Below are 19,146 nucleotides of genomic sequence, written 5' to 3'. Positions count from 1 at the left end.
AACCTGCGCCTGGCGGGATGCCAGACGCAGTTATTACCAGTCGATACCCGGCTGGGCCTGAATGCCGTTATCAAAAGCATGTTTGACGGGGCGGATTTCGCTTACCGTATCCGCCATTTTTAATATCTGACTGTGGCAACCGCGTCCGGTGACAATGACACTTTGTTGTGCCGGGCGGTTTTGCAGAGAAGCGATCACTTCTTCGGTGTCCAGATAATGGTAAGCCAGCATATAGGTCAGCTCATCAAGCACCACTAAGTCGTAACGCTTGTCAGCCAGCATCCGTTTGCTTTCCGACCAGACCTCTTTCGCCGCGTCGATATCCGCTTGCCGGTTCTGTGTCTCCCAGGTAAAACCGGTTCCCATAATATGAAACTCAACCCCCAGCGGCTGGAGAAGGTTGTATTCACCGTTGTCCCATTGCCCCTTGATGTACTGCGCAACCCCCACCGTTTTGCCATGACCCACCGCGCGCGTCACAGTACCAAACGCGGCAGTGGATTTCCCTTTGCCGTTGCCGGTGAAAACAATCAAGATCCCTTTTTTCTCTATCGCCGCCGCGACGCGCGTATCGACCTGTTCCTTCAATTTCTGCTGGCGCTGCACATGCCGTTCAGTTGAAATTCGCGCTTCCATTCATTTTCCTTAATGTCCCGCAGGGCAACTGGCGCAGCGGTGTTGCTGCTCAAACTGACTAAAGAAATTATTGCCTTTATCATCTACCAGGATGAATGCGGGTAAATTTTCCACTTCCATCATCCACACCGCTTCCATACCCAGCTCCGGGTATTCCAGGCAACGCAGACTTTTGACATATTCTTGCGCCAGTAACGCAGCTGCACCGCCAATACTTCCCAGATTGAAGCCGCCATGTTTGTGACAGGCATCGGTGACCTGCTGGCTGCGGTTACCTTTCGATAACATCACCAGACTGCCGCCAGCCGCCTGGAAGGTATCGACATAACCGTCCATTCGTCCACCCGTGGTTGGACCCAGTGAACCGCAGGCCATGTTCTCCGGTGTTTTCGCCGGGCCAGCGTAATAGACAATATGATGCTTCAGGTAATCCGGCATCGATTCGCCGCTATCCAGCCGCGCTTTTATTTTGGCATGGGCGATATCGCGCGCCACTACGATGGGACCACTTAACGACACGCGGGTGCCTACCGGTAATCTGGCGAGATCCTGCATCACGTCACGCAACGGACGGTTTAGATCCAGCTGTACATGTTGCGCGTGATTTTCTTCCCGCAGTGAGGCTGGAATATATTGCCCCGGATTGTGTTCGAGTTTTTCCAGCCAGATACCGTGTTTGTTAATTTTTGCTTTGATATTGCGATCGGCAGAACAGGAGAGCGCCATAGCTATCGGGCAAGAGCCACCGTGACGCGGCAGACGAATGACGCGAATATCATGAGCGAAATATTTACCCCCAAATTGCGCACCAATACCAAATTGCTGACTGGCGTTGAGCAACGCTTTTTCCAACTCAATATCACGGAATGCTTGTCCCTGCTCGTTTCCGCTGGTGGGCAAATTGTCGTAATATTTCGTTGAGGCCAGCTTGGCAACTTTTAAGGTTTGATCGGCTGAAAGCCCTCCGACGACAAAGGCGATGTGATAAGGCGGGCAGGCAGCGGTGCCCAGCGATTTCATTTTTTCGATTAAAAATGCGGTCAGTTTTTCTGGTTGCAATAGGGATTTTGTTTCCTGATAAAGCGCGGCTTTATTGGCAGAGCCCCCCCCTTTATTAATACAGAGAAAATGGTACTCATCACCAGCGACGGCGCTGATATCAATCTGCGCCGGTAGATTGGTTTGCGTATTGACTTCGGTATACATATCCAGTGGCGCATTTTGTGAAAAGCGCAGATTATTTTCCTGAAAAGTGGTGTAAATGCCTTTGCTTAAGGCTTCGGCGTCGTTACCTCCGGTCCATATCTGTTGCCCTTTACTGGCAACAATAGTTGCGGTGCCGGTATCCTGACAGTTGGGTAATACCCCTTTTGCTGAGACTTCAGCATTACGTAATAACTGCAACGCAACGTATTTATCATTACTGCTGGCCTGCGGATCGTTAAGAATGCTGGCGACCTGTTGCAAATGAGCGGAACGTAAGAAAAAAGAGGCTTCATAAAATGCCTGCCGGGCAAGCAGCGTTAATGCTTCAGGAGCGATTTTTATCACTTCTTCGCCGTCTAATTCCGTTACTGTAATATGTTGATCGCTAATTAATGTATATTCTGTACCGTCTTTATTTTGTAGATACGGTTCTTGCCAGATAAATGGTTTGGACATATTTCACTTTTCACCTTAAACGTTAGTGTTACTTAATTGCCGTCTAACTTCATGATCCGGCTTATAAAAATGCGTAGTCATTGGCTTCTGATTGCTTAAGATCCCCCTCAGGGCAGAGCAACGTTCGATTCATTGGGTTTTAATGCTTTACCCCGACAACCCTCGCCGAAATGTTCGCCTTCCCACCGACTCACCATCGCAGCGCCCATTGCGTTGCTCATGACGTTTGTCGCGGAACGCCCCATATCAAGGAACGGATCAACGCCCATCAGCAAGATCAGCCCCGCTTCCGGAATATTGAACTGGTTGAGCGTGGCGGCGATAACCACCATTGAGGCGCGTGGTACGCCAGCCATTCCTTTCGAGGTCAACATCAGGATCAACAGCATGGTGATTTGCTCACCGATGGATAAATGGATATTGCAGGCCTGGGCGATGAAAACTGTGGCGAAGGAGCAGTAGGCCATTGATCCAACGAGATTAAATGAGTAGCCAATGGGTAAGACAAAGCTGGCAATTTTGGGGGAAACGCCAAATTGCTCCAGTTTTTCAAGCGTTCCCGGAAAAGCAGCTTCAGAACTGGATGTGGTAAATGCCAGCAGGGCGGGTTCCGAAAGGGCACGGGTCAGGCGTCTGATGCAGGGGCCGACATAAACGATGGCCAGACCGATAAGCAGCACCCAAAGTAACAACATGGTGAAATAAAATTCACCCATAAAGATCCCGGCGCTCACCATAACTGCCAGTCCTCGTTCAGCAATCAATGCTGAAATAGCGGCGAATACGGTCAGGGGAGCGAAGAGCATGACGTAGCCAGTGAGCTTTAACATGGCATGTGCCAGCGAATCTAAGGCGTGAACGATGGCGCTGCCTTTCTCACCAATCGCCGTCAGGCTACAGCCGAGGAAAATTGAGAACACCACGATTTGCAAAATTTCATTGTGCGCCATGGCATCGACAATGCTGGTGGGGAAAGCATGCGAAATAAATACTTTTAGCGTAAAGGGTTCTGACGCGACCACTCCGGTGGTTTCGGCACCGTGTGCAACAAAATTAATTCCTGTGCCTGGCATGAAGAAATTTACCGTTATCAAGCCTAAGGCAATTGACAGCAATGAGGCGCAAATAAATAAAAAGAGTGTTTTAGAAAAAATACGACCAAGGGCTTTGGCATCGCCCATTTTAGCAATACCTACCACCAGGGTAGAGACCACTAACGGAGCGATAATCATTTTTATCAGTCGTAAGAAAATCGTCGTGAATATCGATATTTCTTGCGCATAGAGTTTTGCTGTTTCCGGTGAAGCAGTGTTATTGATCACTACGCCGATAATCATTCCAAGTACCAGCGCCAAAAGAATCATCGTGGTTAAACTTATTTTCTTCATTTTTTCCTCCATCAGGTGCACGGCGATAAATCAGAATCAGGAGAAGTAGATGCCCGAATAAAAATTCAGGCATCTACCTGCTATTACAACCTTACAAATAGCTGAAGTGTTGAACTGCAATAAGTGACGGGATGTCAGTTGGCTAAAAGTGTTCGGATTTTTACAAATCGAAACTCATATTTAATAAAGGTGCATGTTGCTGTGCACCATAGACATCATTGTCACCTACATTCCCGGAGATAATATCTCGTGGCATGACGATTTTTACTGCGTTAGAAGGATCAAACCAGACAATACGATGAATAAAGTCAGGTTCAACATGATATAAGCGCGCGATCAGTTCTGGGGTTAATTGCCCTGATGATTTAACTCGCTCATAGTTTTCTTTGGTTTTAAATAAAATATCTAAAACCAGTTCGTAAGGTCCGGCATTTTTCGAACGAATGACTTGCGCCAGTGAGACAATTGACTGTTTCATGCCTGAACTCCTTCTGGCGTCACCTGTTCAATATGGAAATCAAAACGCAGAGCGTCGTTGGCTTCAATCAGGTGATATATGGAAAATTCGTATACCGGCCCGCCCTGAATATCAGAAGGGGAGAACGGGAATGCCAGGTTGCCTGCGGTAGCGATGCGGTTTTCATAGCCGTAGTGCAGCATAGTAGAGCGCACCAGCGAGCAAACGCTATTGGCAATATCCTGGGTCGGTGCAACTACATCAAGGACAATCCCCAGCTCATGCCCGGCAGTTTGCATCGGTTCATGGTCGCCCATCACCCCGTTTTTGCCGTACAGGTGGAAATTGATGCGAATGCTGTCATCGTCGAGCGACAGGTTACGCGAAACGCTGGTTTTGACTTCATCGATGATTTTATCGATCCCGGCGATCATGATCGGGTCGCGCGTTCCGGCGATGGTCAGACAGCGGAAGCCCACCCGTCGCGCACCTTCCAGTTTCAGGGCATACGGCGTTTCTTCATGCTTAGAACCGCTGACGTACACTTCGCCGTCATTGACCGCTTTAAATGTGCAGCCTTTCAGGTTCAACACGCCGCCAGGTCCTGGCAGGAAGTAGGGATCGGATTTCTCATACAGTGTGTGTGCAGCTGCTGACGTTTCGGTAAATTTACGCTTCGGATTAAATGTCTTCAGCGTAAAGCCGTTGTCATCAATGATGCCCATCGCACAGTCAGAGCCTGAGCCGGGCGTTGCGGCGATTGCCGCGCATTCAAGGATTTTCCCACAATGCAGCGCCAGACCTTCATCAAAGCCTTGCATGATCGGTAGCGCAGCAAAGCAGGCCGGGTCGTAAGCGCGCCCGCCCAGTACCACTTGCGCGCCTTCTTTCAGCGCCTGCTGGAAGGGTTCGATGCCCATTTGCGCGACGATATACGTACTTTCGTCAATCGCGTCGTGGGTTAACGGCGGGACAAAATCCAGCGCCGTGATTTTGCCGTTATCCAGCGCCTGGTGGACGATGGCTTTGTCAACGTCTGCCGGGATCAGCGCCATCGAGAACGAGAGGTGCTCTTCCCGGGCAATCTCATGAATTATTTCTCGGCACCACTCCAGGTGTGGAGCGGCACCAGAACCGCCGGCCGTTCCGATCACCACCGGTATATTATTTTGCACGCCTGCGGTGATCATATAGCGCAGATCGCGCTTGACCCCTGCGCGATCGGTAAACGGTTTGCCCGCCCCGAGGTAGTGGGGGCCAGGATCGGAAGAGCCAGCATCAACGGCGATCAGATCGGGCGATTCTGCCATCGCTTTGCGGAAGCTCTCCTCCGGGAATCCATACCCGAGGATTGCCGTAGGCGATAAGACTTTAAAAGAACGAGCCATTTGTTAATCCTTAGCCTGCAACAGCGCGATAGTACGATTCATTTCGTTGAAGACGATATCGAGGCCTTCGTCAAAGCCCATCCCTGGCTTTACCAGCATACGCATAGGGCGAGCGGCAAGGGCGATGTGGACACAGGTGCGGGCACTGACATCAGTTTCATTGCAGGTGCCGCCCTGGTACGCTTCCATGCTGTGGCTATTGCAGTAAAGAACCGCATCGACGATGTTGTGAATACTGCCCAGATCCGGGGTTTTGATTTGCACCATGTGACAACTGGCGGCATCAGTAAAATCAACAATATCCTGGTAGGTGTTACACCATTCATCGGCCACAATTTTCACGCCGGAACCGAGGCGCGTCAGCTCTTTGGTAATCGCGGTCAGCAGGCGAATTTGATCGGGCTTGTTATCGGCATCGACCGGACCTTCAATGTAGAGCGGCAGGCCTTGCGCTTCTTTTTCCAGGCTGGCGATGTATTGCGCACAGCGAAGCGGATCCATATCGAAGATCAGACCGATAGTGCCGTATACATCGATGTGCAGGGTAGGGTGGTAGCGTGCGCTGGTGCGCTTGCTCAGAATACGATCCGACAGCCAGCGGACATATTCGCGCAGTTTTTCACCTTTAAAGCCCAGTTTCTCTTCGACGTTATTAATCAGTGCATGGGGCAGCACGTCGATGCCCTTAAGGATCATCTTATCGACGGCGATATATCGATCGTCGCCGCTCTGACCAAATAATGGAATGGATTCCGCCACGCGTGGCAACTGCCATTCATCACAGACCACTTCAGTTTTCAGACGGCCGGTTGCCAGCGCGGTAGCATCAAGCAGCGCCTGTGATAATCCGTAGCGCACGGCGGTATGCAGCAAGTTGCCGTCAATACGCAATTTGTCGAAGAAACGGGCATTCGGCAGGAAAGCATCTACATCGCGGCCTACCAGTAATGGCTTGATATGGTCGTTGAGGAACGGAATAAAGTGCTCTGCGAGGAACAGTGGATCGCGACCACCTGCCCCGGAATACTGTACGGCAGCACAGTCACCTACGGCGACCGCGCCGTTTTCCAGAATCAACTGTACCGATACGCACTCCCCGGCCTGACGTACGGCGTTAAACCCCTGTGTTACTGGCTCCCCGGTATAAAAAAAGCCGTCGTGACCCGCTCCGTTTTTTATCGCCTGCTGGTCATCGAAATAGAATGAGGAGTAGCCAGCGGTGAACAGGGCCTGTTTTATTTTCATTATGGTCTTCCTATTAATTTACTGTGGGATACAGCATTGATGTCATCTACAACCATCTGGAATGTCGGTTGGCGTCCTTCAAAGCGTGCGCGTTCCGCAACGTAATCGTGGTGGAGGTCGAGAATATCTTTTGGCAATGGAACGGCTCCGGCTTCCAGTACGCGTATCGCGCCGGTGTTGTCACGGACCGGAAGAATTTTGCCCGCGTTGCAGGCGGCTGGCGCAAACGGCACATCCAGTACGCCCGCTTCAAATGCCAGCACCGTACCGCGCGCAATATCACCATTACCCAGTTCGAACACTTTATTCAGTACCGCGCGAACCTCGCTCTTAATCAGTTCAATTTCCAGTTCAACCGCAGGGCACGGCGGGAATTTCTGCTCGTTGACCATGTTGAGCATCTGGCGGGAGGCTTTCAGCCCCTGAATGTTGGCAGCGGCAGTCGGGATGCCCCAGGCTTCGTGCGGACTTTTGGTGATGACTTTGGTGGCACCAGACATCCCCGCGACGGCTGCACCCCAGGAGATAATGGCGAACGCTTTCGATTCGTCTTCCGGAAAGCCGCCCATCCACTGGTGAAACACGGTACTTAATTCATAGTCGGTATAGCCATAGCTCTGAAAGTATTCGTGTGCAAGTTCACGCAGAGACTGGATCGCCGCGACATCCTGCGTCAGGCTGCCGACCTGTCCATAACCAACGGTGATAGATTTCACACCCTGTTCCAGCGCCAGTAATCCTTCGATTATCGCGATAGAGTGCGAGATAAACGGCGGGATCAGCGTACCCGTTAGTGGGCCAAACGGTTCGCGGTTGATGCGGATCCCGTGTTCTTCATACATCCCCATTAAACGATCGCAGTACTGCCAGTCGCGGATCGATTTTTCCAGCGTTACGCGCTTGGCATACGGAATATTGTAGGAAATGCCGCCGCCTTCATAACTGGTAAAGCCGCTGGCCATCGAGATTTCAGCCAGCAGACGCGCATCTGGCGTGCCGTGGCGGATCTGTAGCGGTTTTTGCAAAGTTTCGGTGAGGCGACGGCAAGCTGCGACGCCGTGGTTAACTACCGGTAAACCGTTCAGTTTAGAGGTTCCGGCTTCGATGGATTTTTTAATCCCTACAGCCGCTTCTTCGTACCGATTCAGACGGGTATATGCATCGATGGTGCTCGGCAGCAGATCGCACTCTTCTTGTAGTGTTTTCAGTAGTTCGATGTGTTCGTCCATCAGCGCCACGCCTGCGCGCGGTTGGCTAAGAGTTTTACCTTCCTTGTCTGCTTTCAGCAGGGCAAGAGAGAAGCGTTTATGCTCAGGAATGGTTTGTTGGTATTTAACGCCATCTTCAAAGTTTTCAACATCCTTGCCGGTTTCCCAGGTTTTCAGTACCTGTTGCCGCTCGGTCATGAATTCGTCATGGGTTAATTTCTTATTTCGAAGTTCCATTGATTGCAGCCTTAATTGTTATAGGGTTAAGCATTGAATACTGGTGCGCGCGGCGGCCAGTGGATCGACTCTGGCGACGTTTGCCAGCAGTGGTAATAGCCCCCGGGAATCGCGGTAATATTCAAATTCGGTCGGTAAGAGAATGCGTTTACCGTCGTCGTTTAACTCGCGGTATTTCAACCAGTGATGCATATCGAACTGACTGGCACGCGAGAGCCATCCGCCGGAACCAACGACTTTACGCACGGTTGTCAGGTCACGTCCCATCTGTAAATCGACATTGCCGACGCAGGTGCAGACCTCTTTTTTGGTGCCCGCATGTCTTTCGGTGGCATAACCCACACACAGTCCGGCCAGGACGGTATCGAAATATTTTTCTTCTGCATTCGCGGGTAAGTAGTCGGGATGAGCGACTAGATGGCGGAGGTAATGATAAAAAGCGTCCAGCTGTGCGGGTTGCTGAGCAAAATTCACATTGACTAACTCTTTCGCACTTTCACCAACCACCATTGCCGAGACGCGCATTCCCAGATCGCCTTCCACCGTCCGTTTCACGAAGGGTTCCGGTACGCCGTGTAAAACGGTGTCGGGCGAGAGCGTGTTGGCACAGGCGGAATAGACATCGGTGGTTGCGCCACCCATGTCGATCAGCATGAACTCTTTCCAGCTGTGATCGACGTTACTGATTGCCTTAACCAGTTCAAAGACCGTCCATGGTGTCGGCATTGGTTCTTCGCCTGTTTTATCAACAATGACATCCAACCCTTTCCCTTTAACGATGCGTTTAAGGAATATGTCGCAGATAGCCTGGCGTGCAGCTAAAGGGTTCGGATGGTCAAGATCGGGCAGAACGTTGTCGACGATGGTCAGGTCTTTATGCCCGAGGATCTCCTGCACCTCGTCCTGAATATCCCGGTTTCCGGCATAAATAATGGCGCAGTCGAGTTTGGATTCTGCCAACACACGGGCGTTATTCAGTCCGTAGCTTTCTTCTCCGCCATCGGTGCCGCCGGTGAACAAGAGAATATCGGGCTGCGTTTCTTCCAGTGCCTGGATATCACGGCGGTTCAGCTTGTAGGCGTAATATTGCGCAATTTTAGCACCCGCAGAGTGAGCGGTTACTTTCGCGGTTTCCAGGGTGATAGAAGGCACCAATCCCATTGCGGCAACCGCCAGCCCACCTTTGGCAGAGGAGGAATACTTCAATGCAACCTCACCACTGTTTAACAGGGGGAGGGCATTATCTACGTTTAACACCTGGTCCAGGCTGGAGAAAAACCCCTTCGCCAGATGATGGGTGGTGGTTGGGGTCAGAACGTGGTTAACCAACGTTAACGCGTCCCCCTCCCGGGTGAAGAGGGCTGCTTTGGTCCACGTCGAACCAATATCGACAGAGACGATTTGCATCAGATTGCCTCTTCAAGAATGCGAGTATCAACGTCATGACGTTGGTTGATATCGTGGGCCATCAGCTGACAAACATCTTCTAAGTCATGACTTGGGGAAAAGACGCGATCAAATCCCATCTCTTTGAACTTGGTTTCCACGTCAGCGAAGTCATGTTTTCCGACCACCAGGTTACCGCCCACATAGAGCAGGATGTTACCCAGCCCACGCTCGATGCAGCGTTCGCGCATGCCCAGACAATCGATATCGCCATGCCCATAGATAGAGGAGACGACAATCGCGTCAGCACCAGTTTCAATGGCAGCATCAATATATTCGTCCTGGCTGACCATTACGCCCAGATTAATAACTCTGAAGTCATGGTTGCTAAAAACGCGGTCCAGAACTTTATTGCCTACTGCATGGCAGTCCGCGCCAATAACGCCAATCACAAGTGTTGCTTTCTTCATGGGTAATCCTTTGTAAGACAGAGAGTAAAATAAGTTACACACGTCGTATTTATGGCCGCTCATAACGGCACAGGTTTAATATCACAGGAGTGTCTTTATCTGACCGTAATGTTGCAATTGATCTATTTTCAAAATGTCTTTCGGGAAATGATTGTTTAAAGTGTGTTTTCAAATTCTCATTTTAATTCAGTGTGTTATGTCAACTAATGTCATGAATGTTAAATTTTTAAAATTAACTTGATTTGATGTATTGAGATAATTGTGATCAACTTCTAATTTGCATTTTTGTGACGTGGCTTTAGCCATGAGTAAATACATTTCATAAAAGTTAAGTCGAATTTCACTGCAATTCATCTCTGCTTAATGTAAAAATAATGTTGAAAATAACAAATAATTAATGATTCATGCGAATTATGACCTTTGTTAGCTCTTTTGATTTTTCGTAAAAAAGAAAAGTACATGAAGGTGCTACCAGTACGAGTAACGTTAATCAAAAGTTTTATTACGTCTGGCAATAACGCAGGCCATTTTTCGCGACAGGAGGGATTTAATCAGTATAATCCTCATACAATAGGTCAGGATTTACTGAACCGTTAACGGGGATTTGGTGTTGAAATTTAGAAATGGCGGAGTCAATTAATGAAGACAATATCGGAAAAATGACAGTGTCAGAATTAATTTCAATTAATCCTTCTCGTTGTTGACCAAAAAAGATATTTATCTTGATTTCATTTGTACTACGGCAATCAATATGCAGTAATTTTTGATCGCTGAGATTTTCTGTTTCATAAATGTTTTTGGCGATAGTCGGATGTATTGATGCCAGACATCTGCTCAGATAAGCCAGATCCTTTAGGGAACACCCCGCTGAGTAGAGGATGTCAGAGAATTTTTGTGTGTCAACTGTTGTCTCTGAAGCGTATGTTGCATTGACAGGAAGGGTGTTGAAAGAGATTTGAGATGGGATCATTATTTAAATCTTTCCGTGAGTAATAAAAATTAATCCCCGGGCATTGTTTAGCAATATTTGCCACAGGGAATATATAAAAATTAAAGTATTTGATTGGCATCGGTTAACTGATCAATAACCAGTGCCAGATTGGTAAACATTTTGAAAAAGCGATACTGGCTCGGAATATCTCTTTCAAAGACGAAACATTCAATGTCATTGTTTGAAAAATAAAGGACTAGTGTTGCTGATTCGTCAGGAAAAATATGGAAATATATCTGGTTACCAGAAGGAGGATAGTCCAGATGAAGGGTATCTTTGCCCGTCACATACCTGTTGTGGTCGTGGATGCTGCGCTCACACTTCATCAGAGGTGTCATGATACTCATGTATTCATCTGATGTTAATATATTAAAATCACCATCCATTTTAAAGAAACGATAAAGTAACAGTACATCCTCTTGCGTAACCGGTTCGTTTGTTTTTAGAGGGAAATAAGTGGGAACCAGAAGATGAGGTTCTAATCTATTTTGTTGAGCGCTATAACTAAATTTGAACATAAATTCCGGATCGCTCATTAATTGAGCGACATAATTATGCCTGGCTTCAAAAATTTTAACTTTTATCAGGTTAAATAAGTCTGTTTCGTCATCCTGTATTAAAAGACATTGGCCATAGCAGCCAGGCTTTTTTTCATTATAAGCAGAAACGGTTATTCTGTCAGGAGTGTCAACGTTATATCCAAAAGCCAGATAGTGACCTTCCTCATCGAGATTTGTTTCCAGGTTATTTAAATTCATCACATGAAGTGTTTGCAATGCTGATTCAATGAGCTGTTGACTCTCTGAGGTAAATGTTTCGCGCTGCGTTGTATAAAGTGTATCGATTCCAACGACTATCCGATGTGGGTCAAGGATGGCGGCAATCATCTTTATTACCTGCACAGTCATGGGTGATGTCATTGATTCTTTATCTGTTTTTAGAGGATCATTAGATGGCCAACCTGAGAAGCGATTGACAGCAGAACTGATATTATCAGGACTCATAGCAGCAACCTCATTGTAATCAAGCGAGGCGCTGAGCGTACTCGGCTATAGAAAAACTAACTTGCAAAAATCGCTCATTTTTCATTTATCAGGCGAAAGTGGTCTCTGTTCACTCAGAAACAATCACTCCCGCTAAGTCATACCTGTTTCATCGATACATTTAAGTGATTATTACTAATGAAACAATAACATAACGGGCTTACGGCCGGTGCTCATAAACGCAACAATCAATTAACTTTGATAAAAATATGTTATGTAAAATAGCAACAAATTGGCTAATCTAATCAATTGGTATTATAAAAAGTGGATAAGGCGGTTCTGTTAAATAAAACACTGGTTTTTTATCTATACCTTTTCATTGTAATAATTGTGTTGCATAAATATTTCACAATAAATTAACAATAAAATTACCAATGATCTATGGTTTATACATAATTAACATATTTGGTTGGTTTTGATATAAATCAATTTTTAATTCTTGAAAAAAATCTGCAAAACACGATAAATTGTCGTAGATCAAATTGGTGAGATCGTGACAATTTCGCTATAAATTGATCACTGTCGAAAAATGCAAATTTGCTCAATAAAAACCTGTTTATTGTAAGGATTTTGCGGCGTAATATAATTACGGGATCAATTTGGTTTATTCATTAACATATTTGTAACTTTTTTATCATTGTCTTTTCCTCTTTTGATGAAATGGCAACGATAGAGGCGAGCAAATAATTTTGTATTGGGGCATGCGTGTGACCCTTTCTAACGGGGTTCACTCTCGGAGTCTTCATGCGATGAGCAAGGAGTCATGATGTTAGATATAGTCGAACTGTCGCGCTTACAGTTTGCCTTGACCGCGATGTACCACTTCCTTTTTGTGCCACTGACGCTCGGTATGGCGTTCCTGCTGGCCATTATGGAAACGGTCTACGTCCTTTCCGGCAAACAGATTTATAAAGATATGACCAAGTTCTGGGGCAAGTTGTTTGGTATCAACTTCGCTCTGGGTGTGGCTACCGGTCTGACCATGGAGTTCCAGTTCGGGACTAACTGGTCTTACTATTCCCACTATGTAGGGGATATCTTCGGTGCGCCGCTGGCAATCGAAGGTCTAATGGCCTTCTTCCTCGAATCCACCTTTGTAGGTCTGTTCTTCTTCGGTTGGGATCGTCTGGGTAAAGTTCAGCATATGTGTGTCACCTGGCTGGTGGCGCTCGGTTCAAACCTGTCCGCACTGTGGATTCTGGTTGCGAACGGCTGGATGCAAAACCCAATCGCGTCCGATTTCAACTTTGAAACTATGCGTATGGAGATGGTGAGCTTCTCCGAGCTGGTGCTTAACCCGGTTGCTCAGGTGAAATTCGTTCACACTGTAGCGTCTGGTTATGTGACTGGCGCGATGTTCATCCTCGGTATCAGCGCATGGTATATGCTGAAAGGTCGTGACTTCGCCTTCGCTAAACGCTCCTTTGCTATCGCTGCCAGCTTCGGTATGGCTGCCGTTCTGTCTGTTATTGTTCTGGGTGATGAATCTGGTTACGAAATGGGCGACGTGCAGAAAACCAAACTGGCTGCTATTGAAGCCGAGTGGGAAACGCAACCTGCGCCTGCTGCCTTTACTCTGTTCGGCATTCCTGATCAGGAAGAGGAGACGAACAAATTTGCGATCCAGATCCCTTACGCGCTGGGCATCATTGCAACGCGTTCCGTGGATACTCCAGTTATCGGCCTGAAAGAACTGATGGTGCAGCATGAAGAACGCATTCGTAACGGGATGAAGGCGTACTCTCTGCTCGAGCAACTGCGTTCTGGTTCTACCGACCAGGCGGTTCGTGACCAGTTCAATAGCATGAAGAAAGACCTCGGTTACGGTCTGCTGCTGAAACGCTATACGCCAAACGTGGCTGATGCGACTGAAGAGCAGATTCAACAGGCAACCAAAGACTCCATTCCGCGTGTAGCGCCGCTGTACTTCGCGTTCCGTATCATGGTGGCGTGTGGCTTCCTGCTGCTGGCAATCATCGCGCTCTCTTTCTGGAGTGTCATCCGCAACCGCATTGGCGAGAAAAAATGGCTGCTGCGCGCCGCGCTGTACGGTATTCCGCTGCCGTGGATTGCTGTAGAAGCGGGCTGGTTTGTGGCTGAATATGGCCGCCAACCGTGGGCTATCGGTGAAGTGCTGCCGACAGCTGTGGCGAACTCGTCACTGACCGCAGGTGATCTCATCTTCTCAATGGTGCTGATTTGCGGCCTGTATACCCTGTTCCTGGTGGCAGAATTGTTCTTAATGTTTAAATTTGCACGCCTCGGCCCAAGCAGCCTGAAAACCGGTCGCTATCACTTTGAGCAGTCTTCCACGACTACTCAGCCGGCACGCTAAGACAGGAGTCGTCAAATGATCGATTATGAAGTATTGCGTTTTATCTGGTGGCTGCTGGTTGGCGTTCTGCTGATTGGTTTTGCAGTCACTGACGGTTTCGACATGGGGGTGGGCATGCTCACCCGTTTCCTCGGTCGTAACGACACCGAGCGTCGAATTATGATTAACTCCATTGCACCACACTGGGACGGTAACCAGGTTTGGCTGATCACCGCAGGCGGCGCACTCTTTGCTGCCTGGCCGATGGTCTATGCCGCTGCGTTCTCCGGCTTCTATGTGGCGATGATCCTCGTGCTGGCGTCTTTGTTCTTCCGTCCGGTCGGTTTTGACTACCGCTCCAAGATTGAAGAAACCCGCTGGCGTAACATGTGGGACTGGGGCATCTTCATTGGTAGCTTCGTTCCGCCGCTGGTGATTGGTGTAGCGTTCGGTAACCTGTTGCAGGGCGTACCGTTCAACGTTGATGAATATCTGCGTCTGTACTACACCGGTAACTTCTTCCAGCTGCTTAACCCGTTCGGCCTGCTGGCAGGCGTGGTGAGCGTAGGGATGATCATTACTCAGGGCGCAACCTATCTGCAAATGCGTACCGTGGGCGAACTGCACCTGCGTACCCGTGCAACGGCTCAGGTGGCGGCACTGGTGACACTGGTCTGTTTCGCACTGGCTGGCGTATGGGTGATGTACGGTATCGATGGTTATGTTGTGAAATCAACAATGGATCATTACGCGGCATCTAACCCACTGAATAAAGAAGTGGTTCGTGAAGCTGGCGCATGGCTGGTTAACTTCAACAACACGCCGATTCTGTGGGCTATTCCGGCACTGGGTGTGGTTCTGCCGCTGCTGACCATCCTGACTGCACGTATGGATAAAGCCGCGTGGGCGTTTGTGTTCTCCTCCCTGACGCTGGCCTGCATCATCCTGACAGCCGGTATCGCAATGTTCCCGTTTGTGATGCCGTCCAGCACCATGATGAACGCAAGTCTGACAATGTGGGATGCAACTTCCAGCCAGCTGACACTTAACGTCATGACCTGGGTTGCGGTGGTTCTGGTACCGATCATTCTGCTCTACACTGCCTGGTGTTACTGGAAAATGTTCGGTCGTATCACCAAAGAAGATATTGAACGTAACACCCACTCTCTGTACTAAGTAAGGAGCTAAAAATGTGGTATTTCGCATGGATTCTGGGAACGCTTCTTGCCTGTTCGTTTGGGGTAATCACTGCGCTGGCGCTTGAGCACGTCGAATCAGGCAAAGCCGGTCAAGAAGACATCTGATGAGTAAGATTATCGCAACCTTGTATGCGGTAATGGACAAGCGCCCCCTGCGGGCGCTTTCCTTCGTGATGGCGCTTCTGTTAGCAGGATGTATGTTTTGGGACCCATCTCGTTTTGCCGCGAAGACCAGTGAACTGGAAATCTGGCATGGTTTATTGCTGATGTGGGCCGTCTGTGCTGGTGTGATTCACGGCGTGGGCTTTCGTCCGCAGAAGGTTCTCTGGCAAGGGATTTTTTGCCCATTGCTTGCCGATATTGTTCTCATTGTCGGGCTGATTTTCTTCTTCTTTTAAATCAGAATTCTCTTTAAAAAATTATGGGCCGCTCCAGGCCCATAAATTTTTACGCTCCCTTAACTTGCCCTCATTCCCAAACCTCAATCGCGCGCGTATAGTAGCAGCGTTTAAAAGCTCTAACTTTTGTTGCATTACCGGGATGTAAAGTGAATACAACGCTGTTTCGATGGCCGGTTCGCGTCTACTATGAAGATACCGATGCCGGTGGTGTGGTGTACCACGCCAGTTACGTCGCTTTTTATGAAAGAGCACGCACAGAGATGCTGCGTCATCATCACTTCAGTCAACAGGCGCTGATGGCTGAACGCGTTGCCTTTGTGGTACGTAAAATGACGGTGGAATATTACGCACCTGCGCGGCTCGACGATATGCTCGAAATACAGACTGAAATAACATCAATGCGTGGCACCTTTTTGGTTTTCACGCAACGTATTGTCAACGCCGAGAATACTTTGCTGAATGAAGCAGAGGTTCTGGTTGTTTGCGTTGACCCACTCAAAATGAAGCCTCGTGCGCTTCCCAAGTCTATTGTCGCGGAGTTTAAGCAGTGACTGACATGAATATCCTTGATTTGTTCCTGAAGGCTAGCCTTCTGGTTAAACTTATCATGTTGATTTTGATTGGTTTTTCAATCGCATCCTGGGCCATTATTATCCAGCGGACCCGTATTCTTAACGCAGCGGCGCGCGAAGCCGAAGCGTTTGAAGATAAATTCTGGTCTGGAATCGAACTCTCTCGCCTCTATCAAGAGAGCCAGGGGAAACGGGATAATCTGACTGGTTCGGAACAAATCTTTTACAGCGGGTTCAAAGAGTTTGTGCGCCTGCATCGTGCCAATAGCCATGCGCCGGAAGCCGTAGTGGAAGGGGCGTCGCGTGCTATGCGTATCTCCATGAACCGTGAACTTGAAAATCTGGAAACGCACATTCCGTTCCTCGGTACGGTTGGCTCCATCAGCCCGTATATTGGTCTGTTTGGTACGGTCTGGGGGATCATGCACGCCTTTATCGCCCTCGGGGCGGTAAAACAAGCAACACTGCAAATGGTTGCGCCCGGTATCGCAGAAGCGTTGATTGCGACGGCAATTGGTCTGTTCGCCGCAATTCCGGCGGTAATGGCTTATAACCGTCTCAACCAGCGCGTAAACAAACTGGAACTGAATTACGACAACTTTATGGAAGAGTTTACCGCGATTCTGCACCGCCAGGCGTTTACCGTTAGCGAGAGCAACAAGGGGTAAGCCATGGCCAGAGCGCATGGACGAGGTCGTCGCGATCTCAAGTCCGAAATCAACATTGTACCGTTGCTGGACGTACTGCTGGTGCTGTTGCTGATCTTTATGGCGACAGCGCCCATCATCACCCAGAGCGTGGAGGTCGATCTGCCAGACGCTACTGAATCACAGGCGGTGAGCAGTAACGATAATCCGCCAGTGATTGTTGAAGTGTCTGGTATTGGTCAGTACACCGTGGTGGTTGAGAAAGATCGCCTGGAGCGTTTACCACCAGAGCAGGTGGTGGCGGAAGTGTCCAGCCGTTTCAAGGCCAACCCGAAAACGGTCTTTCTGATCGGTGGCGCAAAAGATGTGCCTTACGATGAAATAATTAAAGCACTGAACTTGTTACATAGTGCGGGTGTGAAATCGGTTGGTTTAATGACGCAGCCTATCTAAACATCTGCGTTTCCCTTGCTTGAAAGAGAGCGGGTAACAGGCGAACAGTTTTTGGAAACCGAGAGTGTCAAAGGCAACCGAACAAAACGACAAGCTCAAGCGGGCGATAATTATTTCAGCAGTGCTGCATGTCATCTTATTTGCGGCGCTGATCTGGAGTTCGTTCGATGAGAATATAGAAGCTTCAGCCGGAGGCGGCGGTGGTTCATCCATCGACGCTGTCATGGTTGATTCAGGTGCGGTAGTTGAGCAGTACAAACGCATGCAAAGCCAGGAATCAAGCGCGAAGCGTTCTGATGAGCAGCGCAAGATGAAGGAACAGCAGGCTGCTGAAGAACTGCGTGAGAAACAAGCGGCTGAACAGGAACGCCTGAAGCAACTTGAGAAAGAGCGGTTAGCTGCTCAGGAACAGAAAAAGCAGGCTGAAGAAGCCGCAAAACAGGCCGAGTTAAAGCAGAAGCAAGCGGAAGAAGCGGCAGCGAAAGCGGCGGCAGATGCTAAAGCGAAGGCCGAAGCGGATGCTAAAGCTGCGGAAGAAGCTGCGAAGAAAGCGGCTGCAGACGCGAAGAAAAAAGCAGAAGCAGAAGCCGCCAAAGCCGCAGCCGAAGCGCAGAAAAAAGCCGAGGCAGCCGCGGCGGCACTGAAGAAGAAAGCGGAAGCGGCAGAAGCAGCTGCAGCTGAAGCAAGAAAGAAAGCGGCAACTGAAGCTGCTGAAAAAGCCAAGGCAGAAGCTGAGAAGAAAGCGGCTGCTGAAAAGGCTGCAGCTGATAAGAAAGCGGCAGCAGAGAAAGCTGCAGCCGACAAAAAAGCAGCAAAAAAAGCGGCTGCTGAAAAGGCTGCAGCTGATAAGAAAGCGGCAGCAGAGAAAGCTGCAGCCGACAAAAAAGCAGCAGAAAAAGCGGCTGCTGAAAAGGCAGCTGCTGATAAGAAAGCAGCGGCAGAAAAAGCCGCCGCAGACAAAAAAGCGGCAGCGGCAAAAGCAGCAGCTGAAAAAGCCGCTGCAGCAAAAGCTGCCGCAGAGGCAGATGATATTTTCGGTGAGCTAAGCTCTGGTAAGAATGCACCGAAAACGGGGGGAGGGGCGAAAGGGAACAATGCTTCGCCAGCCGGGAGTGGTAATACTAAAAACAATGGCGCATCAGGGGCCGATATCAATAACTATGCCGGGCAGATTAAATCTGCTATCGAAAGTAAGTTCTATGACGCATCGTCCTATGCAGGCAAAACCTGTACGCTGCGCATAAAACTGGCACCCGATGGTATGTTACTGGATATCAAACCTGAAGGTGGCGATCCCGCACTTTGTCAGGCTGCGTTGGCAGCAGCTAAACTTGCGAAGATCCCGAAACCACCAAGCCAGGCAGTATATGAAGTGTTCAAAAACGCGCCATTGGACTTCAAACCGTAATCGCGATGTTGACTTTTCCGACGGTCAACATCAGGCACCGG

General features: G+C 49.0%; 19 protein-coding genes. 8 read left to right on the top strand and 11 right to left on the bottom strand.

Annotated elements, in window-relative coordinates; translation table 11 throughout:
* Positions 1-33 precede the first annotated feature (33 nt).
* The 11 genes from cobO to ACJHX3_RS19320 form a co-directional block, all read right to left on the bottom strand.
* Positions 34-636 (bottom strand): cob(I)yrinic acid a,c-diamide adenosyltransferase, encoded by a 603-nt coding sequence (gene cobO, locus ACJHX3_RS19370; RefSeq protein WP_000388207.1) that lies wholly within the window; start codon positions 634-636, stop codon positions 34-36.
* A gap of 9 nt (positions 637-645) precedes the next feature.
* Positions 646-2,298, bottom strand: coding sequence for a class I fumarate hydratase (locus ACJHX3_RS19365; protein ID WP_000042493.1), 1,653 nt, complete (start codon positions 2,296-2,298; stop codon positions 646-648).
* Positions 2,299-2,405: 107 nt separating this feature from the next.
* Positions 2,406-3,686: a dicarboxylate/amino acid:cation symporter gene (locus tag ACJHX3_RS19360; protein ID WP_024044162.1), complete on the bottom strand. Its 1,281-nt coding sequence runs from the start codon at positions 3,684-3,686 to the stop codon at positions 2,406-2,408.
* A 160-nt stretch (positions 3,687-3,846) separates the two neighbouring features.
* On the bottom strand, positions 3,847-4,164 hold the full coding sequence (locus ACJHX3_RS19355) for a DUF4387 domain-containing protein (RefSeq protein ID WP_000813947.1): 318 nt from the start codon (positions 4,162-4,164) through the stop codon (positions 3,847-3,849).
* Positions 4,161-5,531, bottom strand: coding sequence for an acyclic terpene utilization AtuA family protein (locus tag ACJHX3_RS19350; RefSeq protein ID WP_000124262.1), 1,371 nt, complete (start codon positions 5,529-5,531; stop codon positions 4,161-4,163). The genes ACJHX3_RS19355 and ACJHX3_RS19350 overlap by 4 nt, the downstream gene beginning before the upstream one ends.
* A 3-nt stretch (positions 5,532-5,534) precedes the next feature.
* The gene (locus ACJHX3_RS19345; RefSeq protein WP_094321996.1) at positions 5,535-6,776 is read right to left on the bottom strand and encodes a methylaspartate ammonia-lyase; all 1,242 of its coding nucleotides are present in this window, start codon (positions 6,774-6,776) and stop codon (positions 5,535-5,537) included.
* Complete coding sequence (locus tag ACJHX3_RS19340; RefSeq protein WP_000423321.1) at positions 6,776-8,221, bottom strand: methylaspartate mutase subunit E; 1,446 nt, start codon at positions 8,219-8,221, stop codon at positions 6,776-6,778. The genes ACJHX3_RS19345 and ACJHX3_RS19340 overlap by 1 nt, the downstream gene beginning before the upstream one ends.
* A gap of 18 nt (positions 8,222-8,239) precedes the next feature.
* Positions 8,240-9,628 carry a methylaspartate mutase accessory protein GlmL gene (glmL, locus tag ACJHX3_RS19335; RefSeq protein WP_001167709.1) on the bottom strand — a complete coding sequence of 463 codons (1,389 nt, stop codon included), beginning with the start codon at positions 9,626-9,628 and terminating at the stop codon, positions 8,240-8,242.
* A complete protein-coding gene (glmS, locus tag ACJHX3_RS19330) occupies positions 9,628-10,077 on the bottom strand; it encodes a methylaspartate mutase subunit S (RefSeq protein WP_000710393.1) in 450 nt (149 codons plus the stop codon). Before glmS ends, glmL begins: the two co-directional genes overlap by 1 nt.
* A 547-nt stretch (positions 10,078-10,624) precedes the next feature.
* Positions 10,625-11,047, bottom strand: coding sequence for a hypothetical protein (locus tag ACJHX3_RS19325; RefSeq protein ID WP_000613113.1), 423 nt, complete (start codon positions 11,045-11,047; stop codon positions 10,625-10,627).
* A gap of 80 nt (positions 11,048-11,127) precedes the next feature.
* Positions 11,128-12,072: a hypothetical protein gene (locus ACJHX3_RS19320; protein WP_001599571.1), complete on the bottom strand. Its 945-nt coding sequence runs from the start codon at positions 12,070-12,072 to the stop codon at positions 11,128-11,130.
* An 805-nt stretch (positions 12,073-12,877) separates the two neighbouring features.
* Here ACJHX3_RS19320 and cydA point away from each other — a divergent pair.
* The 8 genes from cydA to tolA all read left to right on the top strand — a co-directional run bounded on the left by cydA (position 12,878) and on the right by tolA (position 19,105).
* Positions 12,878-14,446, top strand: a complete 1,569-nt coding sequence (gene cydA / locus ACJHX3_RS19315) for a cytochrome ubiquinol oxidase subunit I (protein WP_053889962.1) — start codon at positions 12,878-12,880, stop codon at positions 14,444-14,446.
* 15 nt (positions 14,447-14,461) lie between these two features.
* A complete protein-coding gene (cydB, locus tag ACJHX3_RS19310; protein ID WP_000568275.1) occupies positions 14,462-15,601 on the top strand; it encodes a cytochrome d ubiquinol oxidase subunit II in 1,140 nt (379 codons plus the stop codon).
* 14 nt (positions 15,602-15,615) lie between these two features.
* Positions 15,616-15,729: a cytochrome bd-I oxidase subunit CydX gene (gene cydX, locus ACJHX3_RS19305; RefSeq protein ID WP_000270282.1), complete on the top strand. Its 114-nt coding sequence runs from the start codon at positions 15,616-15,618 to the stop codon at positions 15,727-15,729.
* On the top strand, positions 15,729-16,022 hold the full coding sequence (gene ybgE, locus ACJHX3_RS19300) for a cyd operon protein YbgE (RefSeq protein ID WP_000034602.1): 294 nt from the start codon (positions 15,729-15,731) through the stop codon (positions 16,020-16,022). The genes cydX and ybgE overlap by 1 nt, the downstream gene beginning before the upstream one ends.
* 149 nt (positions 16,023-16,171) lie before the next feature.
* Entirely contained in the window at positions 16,172-16,576 is a 405-nt protein-coding gene (gene ybgC / locus ACJHX3_RS19295) for a tol-pal system-associated acyl-CoA thioesterase (protein WP_001098379.1), read from the top strand.
* Entirely contained in the window at positions 16,573-17,265 is a 693-nt protein-coding gene (gene tolQ / locus ACJHX3_RS19290; RefSeq protein ID WP_000131314.1) for a Tol-Pal system protein TolQ, read from the top strand. Before ybgC ends, tolQ begins: the two co-directional genes overlap by 4 nt.
* A 3-nt stretch (positions 17,266-17,268) precedes the next feature.
* The gene (gene tolR, locus ACJHX3_RS19285) at positions 17,269-17,697 is read left to right on the top strand and encodes a colicin uptake protein TolR (RefSeq protein ID WP_338383321.1); all 429 of its coding nucleotides are present in this window, start codon (positions 17,269-17,271) and stop codon (positions 17,695-17,697) included.
* Positions 17,698-17,761: 64 nt separating this feature from the next.
* On the top strand, positions 17,762-19,105 hold the full coding sequence (tolA, locus tag ACJHX3_RS19280) for a cell envelope integrity protein TolA (protein ID WP_410236199.1): 1,344 nt from the start codon (positions 17,762-17,764) through the stop codon (positions 19,103-19,105).
* Positions 19,106-19,146 lie beyond the last annotated feature (41 nt).

This window comes from Escherichia sp. WS1265 (assembly GCF_046487585.1).
Classification (GTDB): domain Bacteria; phylum Pseudomonadota; class Gammaproteobacteria; order Enterobacterales; family Enterobacteriaceae; genus Escherichia; species Escherichia coli.
The sequence above is the reverse complement of the archived record's forward strand: the minus strand, read 5'-3'. Positions and strand labels throughout refer to the sequence as shown.

Bases quoted from the DNA above. Each gene is read 5' to 3' on its own strand.
- cobO (WP_000388207.1), bottom strand. From the start codon at position 636: ATGGAAGCGCGAATTTCAACTGAACGGCATGTGCAGCGCCAGCAGAAA.
- ACJHX3_RS19365 (WP_000042493.1), bottom strand. From the start codon at position 2,298: ATGTCCAAACCATTTATCTGGCAAGAACCGTATCTACAAAATAAAGAC.
- ACJHX3_RS19360 (WP_024044162.1), bottom strand. From the start codon at position 3,686: ATGAAGAAAATAAGTTTAACCACGATGATTCTTTTGGCGCTGGTACTT.
- ACJHX3_RS19355 (WP_000813947.1), bottom strand. From the start codon at position 4,164: ATGAAACAGTCAATTGTCTCACTGGCGCAAGTCATTCGTTCGAAAAAT.
- ACJHX3_RS19350 (WP_000124262.1), bottom strand. From the start codon at position 5,531: ATGGCTCGTTCTTTTAAAGTCTTATCGCCTACGGCAATCCTCGGGTAT.
- ACJHX3_RS19345 (WP_094321996.1), bottom strand. From the start codon at position 6,776: ATGAAAATAAAACAGGCCCTGTTCACCGCTGGCTACTCCTCATTCTAT.
- ACJHX3_RS19340 (WP_000423321.1), bottom strand. From the start codon at position 8,221: ATGGAACTTCGAAATAAGAAATTAACCCATGACGAATTCATGACCGAG.
- glmL (WP_001167709.1), bottom strand. From the start codon at position 9,628: ATGCAAATCGTCTCTGTCGATATTGGTTCGACGTGGACCAAAGCAGCC.
- glmS (WP_000710393.1), bottom strand. From the start codon at position 10,077: ATGAAGAAAGCAACACTTGTGATTGGCGTTATTGGCGCGGACTGCCAT.
- ACJHX3_RS19325 (WP_000613113.1), bottom strand. From the start codon at position 11,047: ATGATCCCATCTCAAATCTCTTTCAACACCCTTCCTGTCAATGCAACA.
- ACJHX3_RS19320 (WP_001599571.1), bottom strand. From the start codon at position 12,072: ATGAGTCCTGATAATATCAGTTCTGCTGTCAATCGCTTCTCAGGTTGG.
- cydA (WP_053889962.1), top strand. From the start codon at position 12,878: ATGTTAGATATAGTCGAACTGTCGCGCTTACAGTTTGCCTTGACCGCG.
- cydB (WP_000568275.1), top strand. From the start codon at position 14,462: ATGATCGATTATGAAGTATTGCGTTTTATCTGGTGGCTGCTGGTTGGC.
- cydX (WP_000270282.1), top strand. From the start codon at position 15,616: ATGTGGTATTTCGCATGGATTCTGGGAACGCTTCTTGCCTGTTCGTTT.
- ybgE (WP_000034602.1), top strand. From the start codon at position 15,729: ATGAGTAAGATTATCGCAACCTTGTATGCGGTAATGGACAAGCGCCCC.
- tolR (WP_338383321.1), top strand. From the start codon at position 17,269: ATGGCCAGAGCGCATGGACGAGGTCGTCGCGATCTCAAGTCCGAAATC.